Below are 21,972 nucleotides of genomic sequence, written 5' to 3'. Positions count from 1 at the left end.
AACGCGGAGCGCGCGCCCCGCCTCACTCACATTGTGCGTCTTCGGTCCAACGAGTGGGGGACCGATGGGGTTCCATTCACGATATGTCGCGTGGGTCGAGGCTCTGGGAGATGGTCAGGAACTCCTGGCGTAGGGGAGCCGGGGCCGGTCTGGCCGCCGGGTCGCCGGCCAGCAACGCGTACAGTACCGCCGCCAGCGCGCCCGCTCTCGTCAGCGGCGCGCCCGGCGCCGGCGGCAGCCCCTCGACCGCGGCGAACAACGTCGCGCCCAGCGACCACATGTCCGCGGCCGGTCCTGTCGCGCCCTCGGGGGCGGTGTAGGCGGAGATCCCGTTCGGCATCAGCGGCGGGCTGAGAATGGCCTGGCCCGACGGTGACAGCAGGATGTTGCCGGGACGGATGTCGCCGTGGTGCTCGCCGCGAGCATGCAGCCCTACCAGCTGATCCAGTACGGCCAGCCCGATCGCCGCCACTTGGACCGGGGGGAGTGGGCCGGTGGTGCCGATCACCTGATCCAGCGCCCGGTCCACCGGGGTGGAGCCTGGGGCGGCGTGACGTGGTCTGTGCTGGCTGGGCGCGGGGTCGTAGGCGACCGGCCAGGAGGGCGACGGGTACAGCATGTCACTGAGCGGCGCGGGCTCTACAGGTGGCGTCGGGTAGTTCTGGGCAGGTGGCGTCGGGAAGTTCTGGGCGGGGGGAGTGGGAAAGCCGTCGGACGGAGGCGTCGGGAAACCGTCGGCGGGCGATGCGGGGAACGCGGCTACTGGTGGCGTCGGGTAGGAGTCGTCGGCCGGAGGAGGGAAGGGCCCGGGGGCTTGAGGTGGCGGGAAGGGGGCGTCGGGCGGCGTGGGGAAGGCGTCCGGGGACTGCGGCGCGAAGGGTGCGTCCATGGGCGGGGCGTCCATCGGCCGGGGGGAGGGGGCACTCGGCGCGTTTGGGGGCTGTGGGAAGAGGGCGCTCTGGGGTGGGGCGTCCTGTGGGTGTGGGGCGTCCTGGGGTGGTGGGAAGGGGGCGTGCTGGTCGTGGGTGGGTGGTTCGGGGGTGGGCGTGATGATGGGCGGTGCGGTGAGCGGGGGCTCGGTGGGTGGCGGGTTCTCGGGGGCGGGCGGGGACTGGCGGCGTCGGCCGAAGACCTTGCGCAGGCCCAGCAGGCGGGATTTGGCGGGCGGGTTGGGCGCCTCGCCCTGCGGTTCTGGCGCGTCGGGGGCCGGGCCGCTCTGGTCACTGGGGTGTGAAACTTCGCCACCGGGGTGCGCTACTTCACCGCCGGGGTGTGGGACGACGGGGGTGCCCATGGGCGGGGTCTCAGCCGCGTGACCAAGCACAGGCGGCGCCGTCGCGCCGGGATAGCCGAAGCCCGGACCCGCCGGCTGATCGGGGGCGGGCGGCGACGGGTGACCGAAGGCGGGAGTCGCCGGGTCACCGGGGTGGCCTGAAGGTGGCGCGGGGTGGTCGAAAGCGGGCGACGGGGGGCCGGAGGGGGGCGCGGGGTGGCCGAAGGTGGGAGGGGGTGAGGGGATTGTGGGGGTTGGGGGGAAGCTGCCGGTGGTGGGGACCGAGAGGGGGTGGGTGGTGGTTATGGGGTGGTTCAGGGCCAGGCGGGTCAGGGTCGACGTGATGTCGTCCAGGGACGGCGGTCCGGCGGGGTCGAGCATGGCGCGGATCAGGGCGCGCAGCGGCTCGGGGTCGGTGGCCGGTGCGGCGCCGGGCGGGCGGCCCTCCACCGCGAAGTGCAGGGTGGCGGCGAGCGACCACAGGTCCGCCGGTGGGCGCAGGCCGGGGTGCGGCAGGCCGAAGCCGGTCAGCACGGCGCGGCCGGTCGCCGTGAGCATGACCTTGCCGGGGTTGAGGTTGCCGTGCACGATCCCGGCGCCGTGCGCGGTCGTCAGCGCCTCCAGGAGGCAGAGCCCGGCGCGGGCGGCCTGGAGCTCCGGCAGGGGCCGCTTGGCGTCGACGGTACGCGCCAGCGAGGCCCCGGACACGAACTCCGTGACCAGCCACGGACCGCCCTCCTCCTCCACAAGGTCGAGGAGTGGGACGATCGATGGATGCCGCAGCTGGAGCGCCCGCCGGGCCTCCTCGGCCGGCTGCGCCCGCATGTCCCTGACGGCGACGTCACGGTGCGCCACCTCGTCGAAGGCCAGCCGTACCGTGCCTTCGCCCAAGGGGTTCAGCAGCCGATAGCGCCCGGCCAGCTTCATGCTTTCTCCCATTTCGAAACGCACGATAGCGGGATATCTCCGGGCATAGCCATGCGCGGGGGGTACACCGATGTGTTTACCCGGAATCGTGCCTGGTGAGGTGGGCTGGTGCCCAGCCTTCCCGGCACCCTCGACAGCATGCGCAAACTCCTTCCCGTCGCCCTCATCCTGGCCGCCGGCTGCCAGGCCGCACCGCCCGCCGTACCTCAAACCGGTCAGCCCAGGACGGACACCAGCATCGCGTGGGCGCCGTGCGGTCCGCGTGAGTGCGCGACCCTGGAGGTGCCACTCGACCATGCCCGGCCCCAAGGCGAACGCATCACGCTGGCCCTCACCCGCATGCCCGCCCGCGATCCCGGCAAGCGGCTCGGCAGCCTGGTGTTCAACCCGGGCGGCCCCGGCGCGACCGGCCTCGACTTCCCGCGGGTACTGACCAGGGCGCACGACACCCTGGGCGAGCGCTACGACCTGATCGGCTACGACCCGCGCGGCGTGGGGGAGAGCAGTCCCGTCCGGTGCCTCACCAAGGAGGACCTGGCCATCGCCTTCGCCGCCGACCCCACCCCGGACACCGACCGGGAGAAGGATGACGCCTTCGCCGCCGCGAGGAAGGTGGCGACCGCCTGTGAGAAGGCCGCCGGGCCGCTCCTGCCGTACCTCGGGACCAGGAACCACGCGCGCGACCTCGACCGGATCAGACAGGCGCTCGGCGAGGACAAGCTCACCGCTTTCGGGCTGTCGTGGGGCGGGTCGCTCATGGCCACGTACGCGGACCTGTTTCCGGGCAAAGTGGGGCGGCTCGTGCTCGACTCGCCGGGCAACCCGACGCTGAGCCAGTTCGAGGTGATCAGGCTCCAGATGGCCGGCACCGAGAAGGGCCTGCGCCGCTTCGCCGACGCGTGCGGGGCGCGGGCGGACTGCCCGATCGGCGCGACCGGCGAGGAGGTGCTGGAGCGCTTCGACCGTTTCCTGGACAGGGGCCTTCCGGTCGGCGAGCTCACCGAACCCGCCGCGCGGCTGGCCGTCCTGTACGGGCTCTACCGCCCCGACGGCTGGCCCAAGCTGGAGAACGCGCTGGCCAAGGCCTACAAGGGCGACGGAAGGCCGATGCTGGAGATGTCCGCGTGGCTGGCGGGCGGCAGCCAGGAGAGCGGGTTCAGCAACTTCCAGGACGCCAACATGGCCGTCAACTGCGCGGACTACACCGAGAGGTACGGCAGGCGCGACCTCGACCGCCTGGCCGCGAAGATCGCCGTGGACTCGCCCAGGTTCGGCCCCTCATCGGTCTGGCAGACGCTGCTCAACTGCGCCTACTGGCCCAAATCCGCCGACCCGCACGCCGGCCGCCTGAGCGGCGCGGGCGCCCCGCCCATCCTGATCGTCGGCAACACCGGAGACCCCGACGGCGTCTACGAGTACGCCAGTGACCTGGCCGGGCAACTCTCCTCCGCCCGGCTCCTCACCTGGGACGGCGACCGCCACGGCGCCTACGGCGGCAAGAACGCCTGCGTCGACGCCGCGGTGGACGCCTACCTGCTCAAGGGCGCTCTTCCCGGGCCGGGGAGCCGCTGCCGCTGAGCCAGCGCTCCTGGGCCTCGTGGAGCCTGCGCCACAACTTCTCCCGCTCCCGCGCGCTGACGTCGGCCATGGGCAGGCCGAACACGTCGGCCAGCGCGGCGAAGTAGTCCGCCTGGGTGGTGATCGTCGTGCGCAGCGAGCGGTCGCCGATCCTGGTCAGCACGAGGCCGCGCATGGTGTCCACGCCACCGGCGTCGCGGCGCTGCACGACGGCGATCCGGACGAAGCCCGACTCGGGCGAGGTGGTCAGCTCGCGGTGCTTGTCGGCGAAGTCCGACATCTGCGCCGGGGCCGGGCCGAAGTCCATGCCGATGAACGAACCACGCGGGTCGTGGTCGAAGCGCCAGCCGCCGGGCGCGATCTCCGAGGGGCGCAGGCCGTACTCGAAAGGTCCTTGACGATAGGTGCCCGCGACCAGGGGGAGCGGCTCGCGGATGGCGTCGCCGAGCCCCAGGTCGACCAGCCACTCGCCGTCGGGCAGGCGGACCGTCAGGACGAGGTGATTGCCGGCGAGGTGCGGTCCGGTGGCGGCGTCCTGCTGGGCGCCGGCGAAGTGCTTGGTGACCTCGTAGCCGAGCGCCGTGACCAGAAGGGAGAAGGCGCCGTTGAGGTGGTAGCAGTAGCCGCCCCGGCCACCGATGATGCGGTTCGCCGACTCCAGCGGATCGACCGTGGTGGGCCGGCCGAGCCAGATCTGCAGAGCCTCGTAGGACACCCGTTCGATGTGGGCGATGTGGAGTTCGCGCAGGTTGTCGGCGCTGGGCGGGGCGTTGAGTAGGTCGGGGCGGCCGATGCGGGAGAGGTAAGCGGCGACGTTCACGTGCACAAGTCTGCACGGGATGTCCACAAATTGCGGAGTGTCGTCTGCACAGTCCCCTTCTAGGCTTCGAGTCGTGAAAAGGGTCCTGGTCGTCGAAGACGACGAGACGATCGCACGCGCCGTACGCGACCGGCTGGCCGCCGAAGGCTTCGACGTCCAGGTGGCCGGCGACGGCGAGAGCGCGATGACCGCCTACGGCAGAGCCGAACCCGACCTGGTGATCCTCGATCGCCTGCTGCCCGGTCTCGACGGTCTCGAGGTGTGCCGCCGGATGCAGGCGGCACGCCCGGTGCCGGTCCTCATGCTGACGGCGCTCGGCGAGGAGACCGACGTGCTGGTCGGGCTGGGGGTGGGTGCGGACGACTACATCGCCAAGCCGTTCAGCATGCGCGAACTGGTCGCCAGGATCCACGCCCTGCTGCGCCGGGTCGAACGGGCCGCCCAACTGGCCGCCGAGGACACCGTGATCCGCGTCGGCGAGGTGGAGATCGACACCGCCGCCCGCCGCGTGTTCGTCGGGGGACAGGAGGCCCAGCTCACCAGGACCGAGTTCGACCTGCTACGCCGCCTCGCCGAGCGGCCGGGGCAGGTCTTCGAGCGCGACCGGCTGCTGTCGGACGTGTGGGGCTTCTCCGAGGCCGCCGCCACCAGGACCGTCGACAGCCACGTACGGGCGCTGCGCCGCAAGCTCGGCCCGGACGTCGTGCGCACCGTGCACGGCGTGGGCTACGCCCTGGTGCGGCGATGAGGCCGCTCGACTTCCTCGGCCGCATCAAGGTCAAGCTGGGCCTCGTCATCGTGCTGGCCGTGGGCGTGGCGTTCGTGGTCAACGAGGTCGGCATCAACTCCGGCTACTCGCGTGACGTACGCATCGCCGTCGCCGCCGTCCTCGCGCTGATCATGGTCCAGTGGCTGGCCAGAGGCATGACCAAGCCGCTGCGCGAGATGGCATCGGCCGCCCAGACCATCGCCAAGGGCAGCTACACGCTCCGCGTCCGCGCCACCTCGCGGGACGAGGTGGGGGAGCTGGCCAGGGCGTTCAACGCGATGGCCGCCGACCTGGCCGAGGTCGACAGGCAGCGCCGCGAGCTGATCGCCAACGTCAGCCACGAGCTGCGCACGCCCATCACGGGGCTGCGGGCCGTACTGGAGAACGTCGTCGACGGTGTCTCCACCCCCGACCCCGTCACGATGAGCACCGCGCTCGCCCAGACGGAACGGCTCGGCCGCCTCGTCACCCAACTGCTCGACCTGTCGCGGCTCGACTCCGGCGCCCGCCTGATCGAGCCCGAGGCGATCGAACTCGGCCCCCTGCTCGAACAGGCCCTGCGCGAGGCGGGCCTGGCGCGCGAGGACGTCCGGCTGGAAGGGCGGATCCCGCCCGGCCTCGTGGTGCGCGCCGACCCCGACCTGCTGGCCCAGGTGCTGGCCAACCTCCTCGACAACGCGGTACGGCACAGCCCGCCCGGCGCCCTGGTCACCATCGCGGGGGCGGGCCAGGGCGCAGGGGTGCGCATCACCGTCGCCGACCAGGGGCCGGGCATTCCGGCCGAGGCCAGGTCGCGGGTGTTCGAACGCTTTTCCCGGCTGGACTCCGGCCGGGCGGCCGACTCGGGGGGCTCGGGGCTCGGGCTGGCCATCGTCAAGGAGATCGTCGAGCTGCACGGTGGCTCCATTCACATCGGCGACGGCACCGGATGCCGGATGGTCGTCGACTTACCGGGGAGGACCACGATGGCGGAAACATCGGTCGAGACGGGGGAGGAGCGTCCGCTGGAACGGGCACTCCCCGAGCCGGCCCACCCGACCCCCGAGGAGGCTGTCCCAGCCACCGAACAGGCCCCAGCGGCGGCCACGGCAGCAGTGACGGCAGAGGCAACAGCAGAGGCAACAGCGGAAGACCCGCCCGTGTCACAGGATGAGCCGACGGTGGCCGCCGGAGATGTCCCCGCAGAGTCGAAGGACAGTGTGGCGGCCAAGGTGACGGTCGGGGCGAGCGAGGGGGTCGTGGCGGCCGAGGCCGTGGCGGTCACTCGCACCGGCCCGATCACCGTGCCGGTCGAGAGTGCGCCCACCCGACCGGTGCCGGTCGGGGCGGGCGCGGCGGTGCGGTCTGGGCCGGGGGAGGGGGCGGGCGGCTCTCCGGGCGCAGCGGGTGGGCAGCGGCAGCCGGGGAACTGGCTGGGGCGGTTGCTCTGGGGGATCTTCCTGGGGTTGCTGGCCGGGTTCCTGGTCGGGTTGTTCGCCGCTGTGGTCATGGGGGTCGCGTTCGGGGGTGTGGCGGCGCTGGTCACGCTGATTCTGGCCACGGCTGCGGGCGGCGCCGTGGGGTCGGTGGTGGCCGCGGATACGGCGGCGCGGCAGCCGTACAAGCAGCCGAGACCTCCGCAGCCCCTCGCGCCGGGCGCCTACGGACCCCCGCCACCCCCCTACCAGCCGCCCCCGCTGCTGCCGAAGCCCGAATTGCCTGAGACGCCGCGCTGGCTGCTTCCGGCGGCGGCGGGCGCGGGGGTGTTCGCCGCCGTGGCGCTGCCGGACGCGCAGAGCGGGCTCGGGCTGGTGCTGGTCGCGCTGGTGCTCGGGGCGGCCGCGCTACCGGCGGTGCTGCGCAGGGCGACGCCGTGGACGCTGGCGTTCGGGCTGACCGGCTACTGGCTGATCTCGACGGCGGTGATCAGGGACGCCGACTGGCTGGTCCTGCTCATGGTGACGGCCGGGGCCGGGCTGATCGCGCTGGCGGTCTCGGGCGCGGGCACCGGCTGGCTGGGCGTGATCAGGGGCGGCATGTCGGTGGTGCTGGCGCTGGGCCCGGTGCCCTGGCTGCTGTCGGGGCCGCTCAAGGGCCTCGTCGCGCGGCGGCGGATCATGCCGACGCTGGCGGGCGTGGGCATCGCGGTGGTGCTGGTCGCGGTGTTCGGGCTGTTGTTCGCCTCGGCCGACCGCGTGTTCGCCAGGTATCTGGAGCGGCTGACGGCCACGCCCGACTGGATGGAGTCGCTCCCGTCGCGGATCGTGCTGTTCGCGGTGTTCGGGGCACTGCTGTCGGCGCTGGTCCTGGTCGCGCTGCGGCCGGTCAGGGACCCGGTCGGACCGGGCGTCAAGGTCACGGTCGCGCGGTCGGTCTGGCTGGTGCCGCTGACCGCGCTGAACCTGCTGTTCGGGGCGTTCGTGGCGGTGCAGATCAGGTTCCTGTTCGGCGGCGCGGCGACGGTGCTCAACACCGAGGGCCTGACCTACGCCGAGTACGCCAGGGAGGGCTTCTTCCAGCTCGTCCTGGTCAGCATGATCGTGCTCGGCATCGTGGCCGTGGTCGGGGGCGTGCTGCGCACCGGCCGTCGCGAGCGCTGGGTGCTGGCCGGTCAGCTGGGCGTGCTGTGCGCGCTGACGCTGGTCATCCTGGCCTCGGCGCTGCATCGCATCGACCTCTACACCGAGGTGTACGGGCTGTCGCGGCTGCGGATCTCGGTGCAGGCAACGGTCTGGTGGCTCGGCGTGGTGTTCGCGCTGGTGCTGCTGGCCGGGGCGGTCCGGCTGGCGGGCCGTGGCTCGGGCTGGCTGCCGCGCACGATCGTCCTGGTGACAGCGCTGGGCCTGGGGACCTTCGCCATGGTCAACCCCGACCTGCGCGTGGCCGAGACCCAGGTCGCGGTGCGCGGCGTGGCGCAGATGGACTCCGACTACCTGGGCGACCTGGGCGCGGAGGCCGTGCCCGCGCTCGTCAGGCTGCCGGAGCCCCAGCGCAGCTGCGTGCTGTTCAACGTGGTCAAGGCCAACGGCCTGGACCGGCCGGACCCGTGGAACGGCTGGAACCTGGCCCGCTCGCAGGCCAGGGAACTGCTCGCCAAGCAACCGGTCAACGTCCGGGCCAACTGCGTGCCCGGCACCAGGGGCAGCTAGGGCACCCAGTGGTTGCCGGAGGCGACGATCATCGACTGGAGCTGCACGGTGGCCGCGAAGTAGTCCTTCTTCCCGATCTCCCGCGAGGTGAGGTACGCCCACAGCTTGTCCAGCCAGGCCTGCCCGTCCGGCTGGACCAGCGCGGCCACCGCGAACGGCGCCACGAACGCCGGCTCGGGACCCTCCTCCAGCGGCTTGCCGTCCAGGGTGTAGCCGCCGGCGATCTTCTCGGGGTCGCCGACCTTGGAGATCCAGGCGCTCATCTTGCGCGCGGCGGCGGTGGAGGCGGCGTCGCCGCTGGTCACCGCGTCGGCGCCGATGCGCCACGGGTCGCGCAGGGCGTTCCAGTTGTAGTCGCCGTCGTGCGCGTCCTCCAGCACCTGGCCCTTGACCGGCTTGCCGTTCTTCACGAAGTCGGGCAGCAGGCCGGTCTCGTTCGGGATCTCGGCGATGAGCTTCTGGTGCGCCTGCCGGATCTCCGCCCAGGCCGGGTCGATCTTCTCGAAGGCCCGGAAGTGGTCGATCATCCAGTCGGAGGTGCGCGAGACCTTCGACAGCGGATCGTCCTGGGTGGCCCAGTCGCCCAGCTTCACCAGCTTGGTGTCCGGGTTCACCTCCGACTCCTTGATCGCGGCGATCCGCTTGACCGCCTTGTCCCGGTAGTCGCCACCCCACTGCCGCTGGGCCATGAGCAGGCCGTAGGCCACGTCGAGGTCGCCGTCGGTGGCCGAGTCCGAGCCGTTGACGCTCTTGCAGTTCTTGTCCTGCTCGGCGGCGAGCAGGTCGGGGTTGTTGACCGACGGGTGCGCCTCGACGTAGGTGAGGATGCCGTCGAACAGCTCCCTGTCGCCCATCGTGGCCGCGATGACCAGGCCGTAGCCCTGCGCCTCGGCGACGTACGGGTGGTCGGCGTCCGGCGAGATCACCTGCAGCGAGCCGCACTTCGCGGTGACGAAGGCCGCCTTCCACTTGCCGTAGTAGTCGCGCACCTGCCCGTCCGCGTCGCCCTTCGGGCGCAGCACACCCTGCGCGTACGGCACGCGGTGGCTGCCGAAAGGCACCGGCTGCCCCACGGGAGCGGCGTCCGCCGAAGGGGTGGCGCGAGGCTGCGCACCCGCGCATCCGGTGGCGCCGGCTATCAGGACAGTGAGGGAAAGGATGGTCAGGCGGCGCACGGGTGTCCCTTCTGATGAGTCGCCAGACGGTATGAGAACGGCAGCCCGGGTGCCAAATCAGGTTTAATCCTTGAGTGGCTTTCGATGTGATCATCAGCGGTGCCCGGGTGCTCGACGGGACGGGCGCGCCGCCGTACCGGGCCGACGTGGCGCTCAGCGGCGATCGCGTGGCCGCGGTCGGCCGGCTGGACGGCGCGCCGGCGGCGCGGGTCGTGGCGGCGGCGGGCCGGTTCGTCGCGCCCGGGTTCATCGACTGCCACGCGCACGGCGAGGCGGCCGTCTTCGACCCGGCGGTGCAGCTCGCGGCGCTGCGGCAAGGGGTGACCACGTTCGTGCTCGGCCAGGACGGGCTGTCGTTCGCGCCGGGCTCGGCCGCGACCGTGGCCTATGCCACCCGCTACTTCACCGCCGTCAACGGGCGGCTGCCGCACGAGGGGCCGCTCTCGGTCGGCGAACTGCTGGACGGCTACGACCGGACGGTCGCGCTGAACACCGCCTACCTGTTGCCGCACGGCACGATCCGCTACGACGTGATGGGCCCGTCGCCCAGCGCGGCCGGGCCCGCCGAGATCGCGGCGATGCTGGCCAGGGTGGAGCGGGGGTTGAGCGAGGGGGCCGTCGGGCTGTCGAGCGGGCTGGAGTACCTGCCTGGCCGCTACGCCTCGGCCGGGGAACTGGCCGCGCTCTGTGCTCCGCTGGGCGGCCTGCCGTACGTCACTCATATGCGCGCTTATGGCGCGAAGGCCGCGATCGGCATGGACGAGGTCGGCGAGATCGCGCGGCTGTCGGGGGCGGCGGTGCACGTCTCGCACCTGCACGGACCGGCCGGCGTGCTGCTGCCGCTGGTGGAGCGGGCGCTGGCCCAGGACGTCGACCTGACCTTCGACACCTACCCCTACCTGCGGGGGAGCACGATCCTGGCGATGGTCGTGCTGCCGCCGTCGGTGCCGGGGGCCGAGGTGGACCGGGCGATCGAGATGCTCGCCTCGCCCGACCTCGACGCCTGGTGGGCCTCGCTGGAGGAGACCTGGCCGAGGCTGACGATCTCGCACGCGCCCGGCTCCGCCTGGGCCGAGGGGCTGACGATGGTGGAGGCGGCGGCCCGCGCCGAGCTGCCGCCGGCGGAGTTCTGCAAGAAGCTGCTCATCGACACGCGGCTCGAAGCCGGGTGCGTGACCGCGCGGCCGGACGAGGGACCCGAGGGGGAGGAGTCGGTCCGCCGGATGCTGCGCGATCCCGTGCACACCGGCGGCTCCGACGGCATCTACGTCGGCGGCCACCCGCACCCGCGCGGCTGGGGCGCCTTCGCCCGCTTCCTCGGACGGCACGTGCGCGAGCTCGGCGACTGGACCTGGCAGGAGGCGGCCGTGCACCTGGCCTCCCACCCGGCCCGCCGCTTCGGGCTGGCCGAGCGCGGGCTGGTGCGCGCCGGGTCGGCTGCCGACCTGATCGTCCTGGACCCGGCCAAGGTCGGCGACGAGGCCACCTACGCCGCGCCGCGTACGCCGGCCTCGGGGGTGGACGACGTGTTCGTCTCCGGCGTCCAGGTGCTGGCGGGAGGCGAGCTGACCGGGGCCACCCCAGGCCGGGCGCTGCGCTCGCGTTGATAGGGTCAACGCGGATGAATGGGGGCATCGTGCAGGGAATTCTCGCGGAGTCCGAGCTGCCGTTGATGGTCGTGCACCGCGCCGCGCTGGAGCACAACGTGGCCACGATGGCCGCCTTCGCGCGCGGCCACGGGCTGGAGCTCGCGCCGCACGCCAAGACCCATCTGTCGCCCGAGATCTCCGCGATGCAGCTCGACGCCGGAGCCTGGGGCCTGACCGTGGCCAACACCCGGCAGGCGCGGATCGTGCGCGGCTTCGGCGCGAGCCGGATCATGGTGGCCAACCAGGTCGTGGACCCGGTCGGGCTGGACTGGCTGGCGGCCGAGCTGGAGCGCGACCCCGGGTTCGACTTCCTGTGCTTCGCCGACTCGCGCGAGGGTGTGGACATCCTGCGCGCGCACGCGCCGGCGCGGGGGTTCCGCGTGCTGGTGGAGCTGGGGCACGCGGGCGGCCGCGCGGGCTGCCGGTCGGTGGACGAGATCGTCGATCTGGCCGGATACATCCAGACCGTGGAGGGTGTGTCGCTGGCCGGCGTGGCCGGGTACGAGGGCGCGCTCACCTCAGCCGGAGAAGTCCGGAAATATCTGGGCCTGCTCCAGGACGCGGCCGAGTACCTGCGGGTCAAGAACCCCATCCTGACCGTCGGCGGCAGCCAGTGGTTCGACGTCATCGGGCGCGAACTGGTCGCCGCCCAGGCCACGGTGGTGCTGCGCAGCGGCGCGTACGTCAGCCACGACGACGGCTACTACCGCGAGCGCACCCCCTTCAACCGGATCGACGGCGAGCTCCTCCCGGCCTTCGAGATCTTCGCGCACGTGCTGTCCACGCCCGAGCCCGGCCTGGCGATCGTCGGCATGGGCAAGCGCGACGCGCCCTACGACGAGGGGCTGCCGGTGCCCAGGCGCGAAGGGCTGACCGTCGCCAAGATGCAGGACCAGCACACGGTCGTGCACGGCGACGGACTGCGCCCCGGTGACGTGCTCTCCTTCGGCATCTCGCATCCCTGCACCGCCTTCGACAAGTGGCGCGCGCTGCCCCTCGTCGATCCTGACTACCGCCAGGTCGGCACCATAACCACGCATTTCTAGGAGATCTCGTGAAGAAGGAACTCAGGACCAACGACGGCGCCGCTCCCGTAGGCGCCTACTCCCAGGGCCTCGTGGTCGGCGACTTCGTCTACACCTCGGGCGCCGGGCCGCTCGACCCGGTGACCGGCGAGGTCGTCGGCGACGACGTGGCCGCCCAGACGCACCAGACGATGAAGAACCTCGGCGCCGTCCTGGCCGCCCACGGGCTCGGCTTCGACGACGTGGTCAAGGCGACCGTGCACCTGCAGCACCTCAAGCGCGACTTCGCCGCCTACAACGAGGTGTACAAGTCGTACTTCAACCAGCCGTTCCCGGTCCGCACCACGGTGGGATCCGACCTGCTGGACATCCTTGTGGAGATCGACTTCGTCGCGCACAAGAGCGCGTAAGGTCAACCCGTGGACAGTTCGGTATACGTCTTCGTCGAGGACCTCCGGGGTGAGGGCGTCGACAAGGTGCTCGACCGTGTCGCCGGATACGGCACGGCCGGCATCACCGTGGGCGCCGTGCACCACGGCTCCCGCGACGTCACCCCGCACGGGCTGTCCCGGCTGACCCTGCGCCACGACGGCGCCCACTTCGTCCCGCCGCACGACCTGTTCTCCGGGCTGCGCCTCACGCCGGTCCCCGGCTACGCGGACGCCCTCGACGGCGTCCGCGAGGCCTGCTCGAAGCGGGGACTGAAGCTCCACGGCTGGACGGTGTTCCTGCGCAACCTCACGCTCGGCACCCGGCATCCCGACGTGACCGTGCGCGACTGCTTCGGCGACCGCGGCTCGCTCACCGACCTGTGCCCGGCCCACCCCGACGTGCGCGAGTACGCGGTGGCGCTGGCCAGGTCGGTGGCCAGGCTCGGCGTCGACAGCGTGGTGGCCGAGTCGCTGCACTTCCGGCCGCTGCGCCCCGAGCGCTCCTTCGTCCCGCTCGGCCCGATGGACAACTACCTGTTCGGCCTGTGCTTCTGCGACTACTGCATGCGCCGCGCCACCGACCTGGGCGTCAACGCCGAGGTGGCGCGGGACGAGTGCGCCAGGATCGTCGGCGGCGTCTTCGACGGCGACCCCGCCGCGCAGGGCGAGGTGACCAGGGCCGCGCTGACCGCCTACGCCGGTCCCGACGTCGTGGCCTACGCCCGAGCCCGCTCGGAGACCGTGACCACGCTGGTGTCCGAGGTGGCCTCCGCGGTGGCGGAGGAGGGTTCCAAGCTGGTGTTCATCGACTACACCGGCTCGGTCAAGGGCTACCGCGACGGCCTGCCGTCGCCCGGCCTGGCCGCGCACGACGCCTGGCAACTCGGCGTCGACCTGGTCGCGCTGGGCGACCTGGTGCCCGCCTTCGGCGTGCTCGCCTACGCCCGTGACGCCGCCCGGGTGGCCGACGACGTCGGCGCCTACCTGCGCTCGGTCGGCAAGGACCGGGAGGTGCGGGCGGTGCTGCGCCCCGGCTACCCCGACAGCGACTCCACCGACCGGCTCGTGGCCAAGGCGCTCGGCGCCAAGGCGGCGGGCGCATCGGCGGTTGACTTCTACGCCTATGGGCTGGTGCCGCACCCGGTGCTCGAACGCATCCCGGCGGCGCTGAACGAGGCTAGCTGACCCCGTCGAGCACGGCCGCGACCGCCTCGGCGGCGAAATCCTTGCCCAGCGGCAGGCCCCTGAACACCGCCCTGGTCCACATCGCGCCTGCCAGCAGGTCCATGACGAGCATCGGGTCGGTCGACTCGGGGAGTTCGCCGCGCCGTACCGCGCGCTCGAAGACCACGCGCTCGCGGGCGAGGCGGTCGGCGAAGAAGCGCCGCGCGTCGATCTCGGGATGGTGTACGGCGGCGCCGAGCGCGGCCACCGCCACATCCCGCCCCGGCGGCTCGGTCAGCAGCACCCCCAGCGCCTCCACCAGCGCCACCAGGTCGCCGCGCAGCGATCCGGTGTCGGGCACGTCGAAGTCGAGCATGTCCGCCTCGACCAGCGCCGCCGCCAGCAGGGCGGCCTTCGAGGGCCACCAGCGGTAGATCGTCGTCTTGTTGACGCCCGACGTCTCGGCGACGCCCTCGACGGTCAGCCCGTCGTAGCCCTTGTCGGCAAGTAGCCGCAGCGTCGCCGCGAAGATCTCCCGCTGCTTCCTCGGTGCCATGCGGGCTATTTTCTCCCGGTGAGCGCGGTGACGACGCCGAGTCCCAGGTAGACCACGCCGGAGAAATAGCGCAGCGCCCGCGCCTTGGCGGCCAGCCGGTGGCCCAGGGCGCCCGCGGTGAAGGCGTAGATCATGTCGGAGAGCAGGCCGAGCACCATCAGGACGGCGCCGAGCGCCACGATCTGGAGCGCGGGGGAGCCCGCCGACTGGTCCACGAACTGCGGCAGGAGCGCCAGGAAGAACAGCGTGACCTTGGGGTTGAGGATGTTGATGACCACGCCTTCGAGGAACACCTTGCGCAACGGCTGCGGCTCCGGCGCCTGGGCGTGCTGCTCGTCCTTGCTGGTGAGCGCGCGGATGCCCAGGTAGAAGAGGTACGCGACGCCGGCCCACTTGACGATCGAGAACAACGCGGCCGACTGGGTGATCACGTAGGAGAGACCGGCGGCGGCGGCGAGTATGTGCACGAGCGTGCCGGCCTCCACCCCGAACGCGCTGGCCAGCGCGGCCGAGCGCCCCTGGGCCAGGCCGCGGGCGGCGATGTAGAGGTGATTCGGCCCCGGGATGACGACCAGGGCCAGCGCGGTGACGGCGAACAGGGCCAGGGTGGGAAGGGCGATCATGCCTCCGACAGTAGAGGAGGCTTGGTCCACACGCTGAGTCCAATGGCGTGGTGTCTCAGTGGACCAATACTTCGCCGCGCACCGCCCAGGCGCGGGTCCGCAGGGTGATCGAGCCGTCCGCGGCCACCGGCATGCGCTCCCTGATCCGCTCCCGCAACGCCGCCCTGCGCTCCTGCGGCAGCGCGGCCGCGTACGCCGGGGCCGGGCCCTGCCCGGCGAGGAAGGGCCGCCAGTAGTCGTCGAAGTCCCGGAACACCGCGTCCACGTCGATCGCCTCGACGTACACTCCGGCCAGCCCGGCGCCGTTCCACAGCGCCCGCAACGGCTCTGGACGGCACAGCGGGAACCTGGCTCCCTCGTCCAGCGCCCCGGCGTCGGGATCGAGCTCCACCGCCGCCGACCAGAAGGCCCTGATCACGTCCATCCGCCGGGCGTAGTCCCAGACGTAGGCCGCGACCGTGCCGCCCGGGGCGGTCACCCTGGCCAGCTCCGCCACCGCCGCCGCCGGATCGGGCACGAAGTTCAGCACCAGCCCGCTGACCGCCGCGCCGAACCGGCCGTCCCCGAACGGCAGCGCCCGCGCGTCCGCGACGGCGAACCCGGCCCGCGCGTCGGTGACCAGGTCCCGCGCGTGCCGGACGAATCCGGCCGACGGATCGGCCCCGGCGACCCGGTCCGGCGCGGCGGCGGCCAGCACCGCGGCGGTCAGCGCGCCGGTCCCGCAGCCGGCGTCCAGCCAGCGCCGCCCGGCCGGGACGCCCAGCCGGGCCACGAACGCCGCCGCCACCGGACGGCTCCACCGGCCCATGTAGCCCTCGTAGGCGTCGCCGACCGCCCAGATGTCCGCACCCATGCTCGAACGGTATCCACGTTCAGCCCGGATGCACGATCCTCCCGCCGAAGACGGTGAGATCGACCGGCGCGTCGACGAGCTCGTCCGGCGCCGTCGCGGCGCTCACGCAGAGGTCGGCGACCTTGCCGGCGCTGACCGTGCCCTTCCAGCCCTCCGCGTGGTCCTGCCAGGCGGCCGCGCGCGTGTAGGTGCCCAGCGCCTCCTCCAGCGTCAGCCCCTGACCCCGCCGGGCGACCAGCGCGACCACCCCGGCCCGCCAGTCGGGCCCGGTCACCGGCGCGTCGGAGCTGCACGCGGTGTTCACCCCGGCCGCGAGCGCCGAGCGCGCGGGCCACTCCCGCTCCACCCAGTCCGCGCCGAACAGGGCGCGGGTGGTGTCCGACTCCATGGCCTGGAGCACCGGCTGCAGGTTGATGCCGTAGCCGAGCCCGGCGAGCGTGGCCAGCGCCGCCTCGCCCGCGAACTGCCCGTGGATCAGATAGTGCCGCGCCCCGCCCGGCAGCGCCGCCAGCGAAGCCGTCACCGCGTCGACGCCCTTGCTGCCCACCACGTGCACGCCGAGCTGGTGACCGGCGGCGTGCACCAGGCGCATGATCTCCTCCAGCTCGGCCACCCGCTCGGCGTCGCTCTCCCCGCGCGTGCACAGCGCGCCGTGCCCGCCCGACGGGTACGGCTCCCGCATCCACGCCGTCTCAGAAGGCGGGATCCCGTCGGCGAACACCTTGACCCCCAGCAGCCGCAGCACCCGGGGATCGACCCCGTCCAGCCGGGGCGGATCGGCCAGCCACGCCCGCGTGTCGGCTGCCGAAGCGCCCGACATCGGGCTCGGCAGGCCCAGCACGCTCACCCGCGCGGTCAGCTCGCCCGAGCGGGCCAGCCCGGCGTAGGCGTCCAGCGCGGCGGAGCTCATGCCGCCCGCGAACGCCTCCTCGCCACCCGGCCCGAGACCGGGTTCGGTGAAGCTGGTGATGCCGAGCCGGTTGAGCTCGGCGACCACGTCGCGCACCACCGCGGCCAGCCCGCCCTCCGGATGCGGCACCGCCCGCATGACCAGGCTCTGCTCGCCGTGGTGCAGCACGCCTTCGGACGACTCGACTCCGGCCAGGCGCAACGCCGTGCTGTTGGCCCAGACCGTGTGGCCGGAGAAGTCCTGCAGGACCACGGGATGGTCAGGGGCGGCGGCGTCCAGGTCGGCCGAGGTCATCGCCCGTCCCGCCGCCACCTCCGCCAGCCGCCCCGGGTGCCAGCCGATGCCCCTGATCCAGGCGCCCGGCTTGGCGTGCCGTACCGCGTGGGCGACCTCGGCCTGAACGGCGGCGACCGAGCCCAGCGCGACGTCCAGGCAGAACGGCGGCCGGTGCAGCCCGTAGCCGACGGCGTGCAGGTGGGAGTCGTTGACGCCGGGCAGCAGCAGCCGCCCGCGCAGGTCGATCACCTCGGTGCGGGGCCCCGCCCACCGCGCGGCCCGCTCGCCGACGTGCACGATCTCGCCGTCGCGCACCGCCACCGAGCTCGCGTACGGCAGCGCCGGATCCATGGTCAGGACCCGCCCGTTGACCAGCATCAGATCCGCGGTCGTCATGCCCGGTCCTCTCCCAGGTAGGCGCGCCGCAGCGCGGTGTCGTCCGCGCGCAGCGGCCCGGGGTCGCCGCTGTAGGTCAGGGCGCCGCGCGACAGCACGTACGCGGTGTCGGCCAGGGCCAGCGCGGCGTGCGCGAACTGCTCCACCAGCAGCACCGCGCACCCGGCGTCGGCCAGCGCGCGGATGACCGGCAGCAGCCGGCGCACCACCGCGGGGGCCAGGCCCATGGACATCTCGTCCAGCAGCAGCGCGGCCGGTTCGCGCAGGATCGCGCGGGCCAGCACCAGCATCTGCTGCTCGCCGCCGGACAGCAGCCCGGCCCGCACCTCCAGGCGGGGAGCGAGCTCGGGGAAGAGCGCCAGCGCCCGGTCCGGGTCGCCGGCCAGCAGGAGGTTCTCGCGGGTGGTGAGCGTGGCGAAGACGGCCCGGCTCTGCTCGACGTGGGCCAGGCCGAGCCGGGCCCTGCGGGTGCGCGGCCGTCCGGTCAGGTCGTGGCCGTCGAGCGTGATCCGGCCCGAACGGCTGGGCAGGATGCCGGAGACCGCCTCCAGCAAGGTGGTCTTGCCGGCGCCGTTCGGCCCGAGCAGCACGCTGACCTGCCCACGCCCGGCGTACAGGCTGACCTCGCGCACGACCGGCTGCCCGCCGCGCGCCACGGTCAGCTCGTGCAGGGAGAGCGTCACGCCGTCACCTCCTCGCCCAGGTACGCGCGCAGCACCCGGGGGTCGGCGAAGACCTCGGCGGGCGGACCCTCGGCGATGACGCGGCCGAAGTCCATCACGCTGACCCGCGAGCAGACCGCCCGCACGAGGTCGAGGTCGTGCTCGATCAGCAGGACGGCACAGCCGAACCGCTCCGGCGCCGCGCGCAGCCACCGGCCGAGCCGCTCGGTCTCGGCGTGACCGAGCCCGGCGGCGGGCTCGTCCAGCACGGCCAGCGCGGGCCGGGCCAGCAGCGCCCCGGCCACCTCCAGCAGCCGCCGGGTGCCCACGTCCAGGTCGGCGATCGTCCGCCCGGGATCCACGGCGACCAGGTCGCCGAGCGCCTCGGCCAGGTCGCGGGCGGTCAGCGGACGGCGGGCGGCGAAGCGCAGGTACTCCCCGGCGGTGAGGCCGGTGGGCACCCGATCCTGCTGGAACGTCCGACGCAGGCCCGCCCGCGCCCGCAGATGGGCGGGACGGCCGTTCAGGTCGTGCCCGGCCAGCTCCACCGCGCCCGTGCAGGCGGTGAAGCCGGTGATGGCGTCGACCAGGGAGGACTTTCCCGCGCCGTTCGGCCCGACCAGGCCGTGCACGCTGCCCGCGAGCACCTCCAGGCCGACGTCCTGAACGGCCGCCACCTGCCCGTAGCGCACGCTCAGCCCGGTGATCAGCAACGCCGTGCCGGTGGCGGCCTGGGGAACGGCCTTGTCCACGAGCGGAACCGGCGCCACCGGAAGGCGGCGTCCACCCCGCCGCCGTAAGGCGGCGCGCAGCGCGTCGCTGATGCCCGCGCCCTGGGTGAAGGCCTGGATGGCGCCGACGGCGAAGACCACGTTCGCCCACTGCTGCGGGATGCCGAACCGCCGCAGCAGCTCCGCGACCAGCACGCCGAGCGCGCCCCCGATGAGCGCGCCCTCGGCGTGGTGCGCCCCCGCCATGACCGCCACCGCGTACGCCGTCAGCGACTGGCCGGGGTCGAAGTTGCGCGCGAGCAGCATGCCCAGCTGCCCGGCCAGCAGTGCCCCGGACAGCCCCGCGATGAAGGAGCTGACCGCGAACGCGCTCAGCTTGGCCCCCGGCACGCTCGTGCCGGCCGCCGCGGTGGCCCGCTCCGACTCGCGCAACGCCCGCCACGTGGCGCCGAACCTGGTCCGCCGCACCACCGCCAGCGCCACCGCGACCAGCGCGAAGACCCCGACGCAGAACAGGAAGTACTGCCGCTCCGAGCTCAGCCCGGCCGGCCGCCCCACGCTCAGCCCCAGGTCCACGCCGGGAAAGGAGGCGGCGGCCAGCACGATGTCCACGGTCGCCGCGAAGCCGAGCGTGACGATCGCCAGGTGCACCCCGCGCAGGCGCAGCGCGGGCAGCCCGATGAGCAGCCCGAACGGCACCGCCGCCAGCCCCGCCAGCGGCAGCCACACGTAGAGCCCGCCCGGCACGCCCCACAGGTTGAGCTGCGCGGTGCTCCAGGCGCCGATCGCGGCGAAGGCCGCCTGGCACAGCGAGACCATCCCGGCCTGCCCGGCGATCACCCCGAGGCTCTGCAGGAGCACGCCGGAGATCACCGCGGACATGGCCAGGAAGACCCAGTAGGCGGGCAACGCGGTGGCCATGCCGTACGCGAGGAAGGCCAGGGCGAGGACGGCCAGTCCCCAGCGGACGGCCCGGTCAGCGGGCGGCATCCCACACCTCCCCGCGCCGGCTCCACAGCAGCAACAGCAGGATGGCCGCGAACGGCACCGCGTCGCGGTACTCGCGCACCGCCGCCGAACCGGCCAGCAGACCCTCCAGCAGGCCCAGCGCCAGGCCGCCCAGCAGCGCGCCCGGCAGCCGCGTCAGCCCGCCCGCCAGCGCCGCGGCGCAGGCGGGCACGATGAGCATGCTGAGCGAGAGGATGTCGCTGGAGCGCACCGGCGCGACCAGCAGCAGCACGAGCGCGGCCAGCGCCCCGGCGGCCCCCCAGAGCGCGACCGCCGGCCCGCGGGTGCCGATGCCGAGGAGCTCGGTGGTGACCGGCCGTTCTGCCATCGCGCGCAGCCGCAGCCCGAGCGAGGTCCGCGCCAGCAGCAGATGGGTGCCGCCGCCGATGAGCACCGCCAGCGCGATCAGCGCGGGCGTGCCCCAGGTGACCACCACCCCGGCCAGCGTGCCCACCGGAGCGCCGGCCGGGTTCCACAGCACCCGCGGGGTGTCGCCGAACAGGATGTAGGCCAGCGCGATGATCCCGATGAGCTGCGCGATGGAGACCGCCGTGCGCAGCTGCGCGCCGCTCCCGGCGAACCACCGCACCATGACCGCGCCGCACCCCGCCGACGTCAGCGCGCCCGCCGCCACCCCGCCGACCGCGGCCATCCCGTACGGCAGGCCCGTCTCGGCCAGCGCGGCCATCACGTAGACCCCGGCCATGCCGGTGGCCGCGACGGCCAGGTTGACCGTGGCGGTCAGCCGGTACATGGCGGTGAGCAGCAGGCCGAGCGCGGCATAGGTGCCGCCGGCGGCCAGCCCGGAGACGAGGCCCTGGAGCATCAGCCGAGCGTCCCCGGATAGCGCACCCACTCGGGCGTCACGACCTGCCAGGCCCCGCCGCGCAACTGAACGATCTTCCCGGCCCGGTTGGACCGGTGCTTGGCCGCCGCGCCGAACTCGTACGCCGTGCCCACCAGCGGATTCTCGATGGGCTTGAGCGCCTTGAACGCCTGGGCGGCCGACTCGCGGGTGATCGCGCCCTTGATGCCCTTCAGCGTGTCCACGACGTAGGTGGCGGCCAGATACCCGCCCTGGCCGAACGAGGTCAGCGGGACCTTCTTGGCCGCCATCAGCTCGCGCCAGTCCTTCAGCACCGCCGAGCCCGCGTCGGTGAACGGCTCGAACTCGGCGTTGGCGTAGGTGCCCTCGCCGTCGGGGCCGAGCGCCTTGGCGACCGCCTCGGTGTAGGGGGCGGTGGTGAGCAGCCAGTCGATGCCGGTGACGTTCTGCTGCTTGACCACCTTCATCCAGGCGATCGCCATCGGCTCGGTGCCGTTGTAGAGGACCGCCTGGCAGCCGGCCGAGCGGGCGCGCAGGACGAACGGCGTCGGGTCGGAGTCGGGCTTCACCGTGCGGTCGTCGAGCGTGAGCTTCTTGCCGGTCAGCTTCGACCAGCTCTGTACGGCGCCGCCGTACGCGTCGTTGGTGTTGCCGAGGATCGCCAGGAACATGCAGACCTTGTCCCGCTTGAGCACCTCGGAGGCGTAATACATGTTGATCGCCATGTTGAGGTACGGCCCCGTGTTGACCGGCGAGATGGCCGGCGACTCGAAGCAGGTCGGGTCGACGCCGGTGCCCTGGACCGCGACGATCGCCGACTGGACGTAGAAGGGCGCGTTGACCGCGCAGTCCAGCAGGCTGGCAGAGCCGGCCAGCAGCACCACGCCCTGGTTGGTGACCAGGTCGCGGGCGGCCTGCGCGGCGGCCGCCGGGTCGCCCTTGTCGTCGGCGACCAGGTACTCGATCTTCTGGCCGTTGATGCCGCCCTGCTCGTTGACCCGGTCGAAGACGGCCTTCGCGGCGGCGGAGGAGTCGGGGAAGGTGACGGGCCCGCTGAGCGAGCTGACCGCGCCCACCCGGATGACGCCGGTGCCCGGAGCGTCCCGGCCGGTGGTGGGGGTGTCGGCGAGCCCGCAGCCCGCCAGGGCGGCCAGCAGTAAGACGGACAGCGTCCTGGAAGCGATCATGACGA

The 21,972-nt window shown here is 73.1% G+C and carries 18 protein-coding genes; 7 read left to right on the top strand and 11 right to left on the bottom strand.

From position 1 onward, the window contains the following. Window positions 1–76: 76 nt before the first annotated feature. Window positions 77–2,200, bottom strand: a complete 2,124-nt coding sequence (locus tag HNR40_RS55990) for a protein kinase domain-containing protein (RefSeq protein WP_184957601.1) — start codon at window positions 2,198–2,200, stop codon at window positions 77–79. A 108-nt stretch (window positions 2,201–2,308) separates the two neighbouring features. Here HNR40_RS55990 and HNR40_RS00150 point away from each other — a divergent pair, with 108 nt between their 5' ends. After that, window positions 2,309–3,778, top strand: a complete 1,470-nt coding sequence (locus tag HNR40_RS00150) for an alpha/beta hydrolase (RefSeq protein WP_184957600.1) — start codon at window positions 2,309–2,311, stop codon at window positions 3,776–3,778. Here the strand turns inward: HNR40_RS00150 and HNR40_RS00145 are convergent. Continuing rightward, complete coding sequence (locus tag HNR40_RS00145; RefSeq protein WP_184957599.1) at window positions 3,738–4,598, bottom strand: arylamine N-acetyltransferase family protein; 861 nt, start codon at window positions 4,596–4,598, stop codon at window positions 3,738–3,740. The genes HNR40_RS00150 and HNR40_RS00145 overlap by 41 nt on opposite strands. A 73-nt stretch (window positions 4,599–4,671) precedes the next feature. On the opposite strand from HNR40_RS00145, the gene HNR40_RS00140 reads away from it, so the two are divergent. Together HNR40_RS00140 and HNR40_RS00135 are read left to right on the top strand one after the other, a co-directional pair. Next, window positions 4,672–5,346 (top strand): response regulator transcription factor, encoded by a 675-nt coding sequence (locus HNR40_RS00140; protein ID WP_312896128.1) that lies wholly within the window; start codon window positions 4,672–4,674, stop codon window positions 5,344–5,346. Further along, window positions 5,343–8,495, top strand: coding sequence for a DUF4153 domain-containing protein (locus HNR40_RS00135; protein WP_184957597.1), 3,153 nt, complete (start codon window positions 5,343–5,345; stop codon window positions 8,493–8,495). The genes HNR40_RS00140 and HNR40_RS00135 overlap by 4 nt, the downstream gene beginning before the upstream one ends. Here the strand turns inward: HNR40_RS00135 and HNR40_RS00130 are convergent. Next, window positions 8,492–9,556 (bottom strand): family 8 glycosyl hydrolase, encoded by a 1,065-nt coding sequence (locus HNR40_RS00130; RefSeq protein WP_312896127.1) that lies wholly within the window; start codon window positions 9,554–9,556, stop codon window positions 8,492–8,494. The two genes, HNR40_RS00135 and HNR40_RS00130, sit on opposite strands and share 4 nt — an antisense overlap. Before the next feature lie 188 nt (window positions 9,557–9,744). Between HNR40_RS00130 and HNR40_RS00125 the strand changes: the two genes are divergently transcribed. Genes HNR40_RS00125 through HNR40_RS00110 form a run of 4 tightly spaced genes read left to right on the top strand, consistent with a single transcriptional unit; the run spans window position 9,745 to window position 13,960 of the window. Further along, window positions 9,745–11,277: an N-acyl-D-amino-acid deacylase family protein gene (locus tag HNR40_RS00125; protein WP_184957596.1), complete on the top strand. Its 1,533-nt coding sequence runs from the start codon at window positions 9,745–9,747 to the stop codon at window positions 11,275–11,277. Between the two features lie 29 nt (window positions 11,278–11,306). Continuing rightward, window positions 11,307–12,365: an alanine racemase gene (locus HNR40_RS00120; RefSeq protein ID WP_312896126.1), complete on the top strand. Its 1,059-nt coding sequence runs from the start codon at window positions 11,307–11,309 to the stop codon at window positions 12,363–12,365. Between the two features lie 8 nt (window positions 12,366–12,373). After that, window positions 12,374–12,754: a RidA family protein gene (locus HNR40_RS00115; RefSeq protein WP_184957594.1), complete on the top strand. Its 381-nt coding sequence runs from the start codon at window positions 12,374–12,376 to the stop codon at window positions 12,752–12,754. A gap of 9 nt (window positions 12,755–12,763) precedes the next feature. Next, a complete protein-coding gene (locus HNR40_RS00110; RefSeq protein ID WP_184957593.1) occupies window positions 12,764–13,960 on the top strand; it encodes a hypothetical protein in 1,197 nt (398 codons plus the stop codon). Here the strand turns inward: HNR40_RS00110 and HNR40_RS00105 are convergent. From HNR40_RS00105 to HNR40_RS00070, 8 genes are read right to left on the bottom strand one after another with little or no spacing between them, the layout of a single operon-like run. After that, the gene (locus HNR40_RS00105) at window positions 13,953–14,495 is read right to left on the bottom strand and encodes a TetR/AcrR family transcriptional regulator (RefSeq protein WP_184957592.1); all 543 of its coding nucleotides are present in this window, start codon (window positions 14,493–14,495) and stop codon (window positions 13,953–13,955) included. The two genes, HNR40_RS00110 and HNR40_RS00105, sit on opposite strands and share 8 nt — an antisense overlap. 5 nt (window positions 14,496–14,500) lie before the next feature. Continuing rightward, a complete protein-coding gene (locus HNR40_RS00100; protein ID WP_184957591.1) occupies window positions 14,501–15,118 on the bottom strand; it encodes a LysE family translocator in 618 nt (205 codons plus the stop codon). A gap of 55 nt (window positions 15,119–15,173) precedes the next feature. Then, window positions 15,174–15,971, bottom strand: a complete 798-nt coding sequence (locus tag HNR40_RS00095) for a class I SAM-dependent methyltransferase (protein WP_221339857.1) — start codon at window positions 15,969–15,971, stop codon at window positions 15,174–15,176. Between the two features lie 19 nt (window positions 15,972–15,990). Then, the gene (locus HNR40_RS00090) at window positions 15,991–17,553 is read right to left on the bottom strand and encodes an amidohydrolase (RefSeq protein ID WP_184957590.1); all 1,563 of its coding nucleotides are present in this window, start codon (window positions 17,551–17,553) and stop codon (window positions 15,991–15,993) included. Beyond that, complete coding sequence (locus HNR40_RS00085) at window positions 17,550–18,236, bottom strand: ABC transporter ATP-binding protein (protein ID WP_184957589.1); 687 nt, start codon at window positions 18,234–18,236, stop codon at window positions 17,550–17,552. The genes HNR40_RS00090 and HNR40_RS00085 overlap by 4 nt, the downstream gene beginning before the upstream one ends. Next, window positions 18,233–19,936 carry a branched-chain amino acid ABC transporter ATP-binding protein/permease gene (locus HNR40_RS00080; protein ID WP_184957588.1) on the bottom strand — a complete coding sequence of 568 codons (1,704 nt, stop codon included), beginning with the start codon at window positions 19,934–19,936 and terminating at the stop codon, window positions 18,233–18,235. Before HNR40_RS00080 ends, HNR40_RS00085 begins: the two co-directional genes overlap by 4 nt. Then, window positions 19,923–20,780 (bottom strand): ABC transporter permease subunit, encoded by an 858-nt coding sequence (locus HNR40_RS00075; RefSeq protein ID WP_184957587.1) that lies wholly within the window; start codon window positions 20,778–20,780, stop codon window positions 19,923–19,925. Before HNR40_RS00075 ends, HNR40_RS00080 begins: the two co-directional genes overlap by 14 nt. Beyond that, window positions 20,780–21,967, bottom strand: a complete 1,188-nt coding sequence (locus HNR40_RS00070; protein WP_184957586.1) for an ABC transporter substrate-binding protein — start codon at window positions 21,965–21,967, stop codon at window positions 20,780–20,782. Before HNR40_RS00070 ends, HNR40_RS00075 begins: the two co-directional genes overlap by 1 nt. Between the last annotated feature and the right edge of the window lie 5 nt (window positions 21,968–21,972).

Source organism: Nonomuraea endophytica (assembly GCF_014203235.1).
GTDB classification, from domain to species: domain Bacteria; phylum Actinomycetota; class Actinomycetes; order Streptosporangiales; family Streptosporangiaceae; genus Nonomuraea; species Nonomuraea endophytica.
The sequence above is the reverse complement of the archived record's forward strand: the minus strand, read 5'-3'. Positions and strand labels throughout refer to the sequence as shown.

Coding starts and splice junctions, on each gene's coding strand:
- HNR40_RS00095 (WP_221339857.1), bottom strand. CDS start 15,971: ATGGGTGCGGACATCTGGGCGGTCGGCGACGCCTACGAGGGCTACATG.
- HNR40_RS00090 (WP_184957590.1), bottom strand. CDS start 17,553: ATGACGACCGCGGATCTGATGCTGGTCAACGGGCGGGTCCTGACCATG.
- HNR40_RS55990 (WP_184957601.1), bottom strand. CDS start 2,200: ATGAAGCTGGCCGGGCGCTATCGGCTGCTGAACCCCTTGGGCGAAGGC.
- HNR40_RS00080 (WP_184957588.1), bottom strand. CDS start 19,936: ATGCCGCCCGCTGACCGGGCCGTCCGCTGGGGACTGGCCGTCCTCGCC.
- HNR40_RS00135 (WP_184957597.1), top strand. CDS start 5,343: ATGAGGCCGCTCGACTTCCTCGGCCGCATCAAGGTCAAGCTGGGCCTC.
- HNR40_RS00105 (WP_184957592.1), bottom strand. CDS start 14,495: ATGGCACCGAGGAAGCAGCGGGAGATCTTCGCGGCGACGCTGCGGCTA.
- HNR40_RS00100 (WP_184957591.1), bottom strand. CDS start 15,118: ATGATCGCCCTTCCCACCCTGGCCCTGTTCGCCGTCACCGCGCTGGCC.
- HNR40_RS00070 (WP_184957586.1), bottom strand. CDS start 21,967: ATGATCGCTTCCAGGACGCTGTCCGTCTTACTGCTGGCCGCCCTGGCG.
- HNR40_RS00075 (WP_184957587.1), bottom strand. CDS start 20,780: ATGCTCCAGGGCCTCGTCTCCGGGCTGGCCGCCGGCGGCACCTATGCC.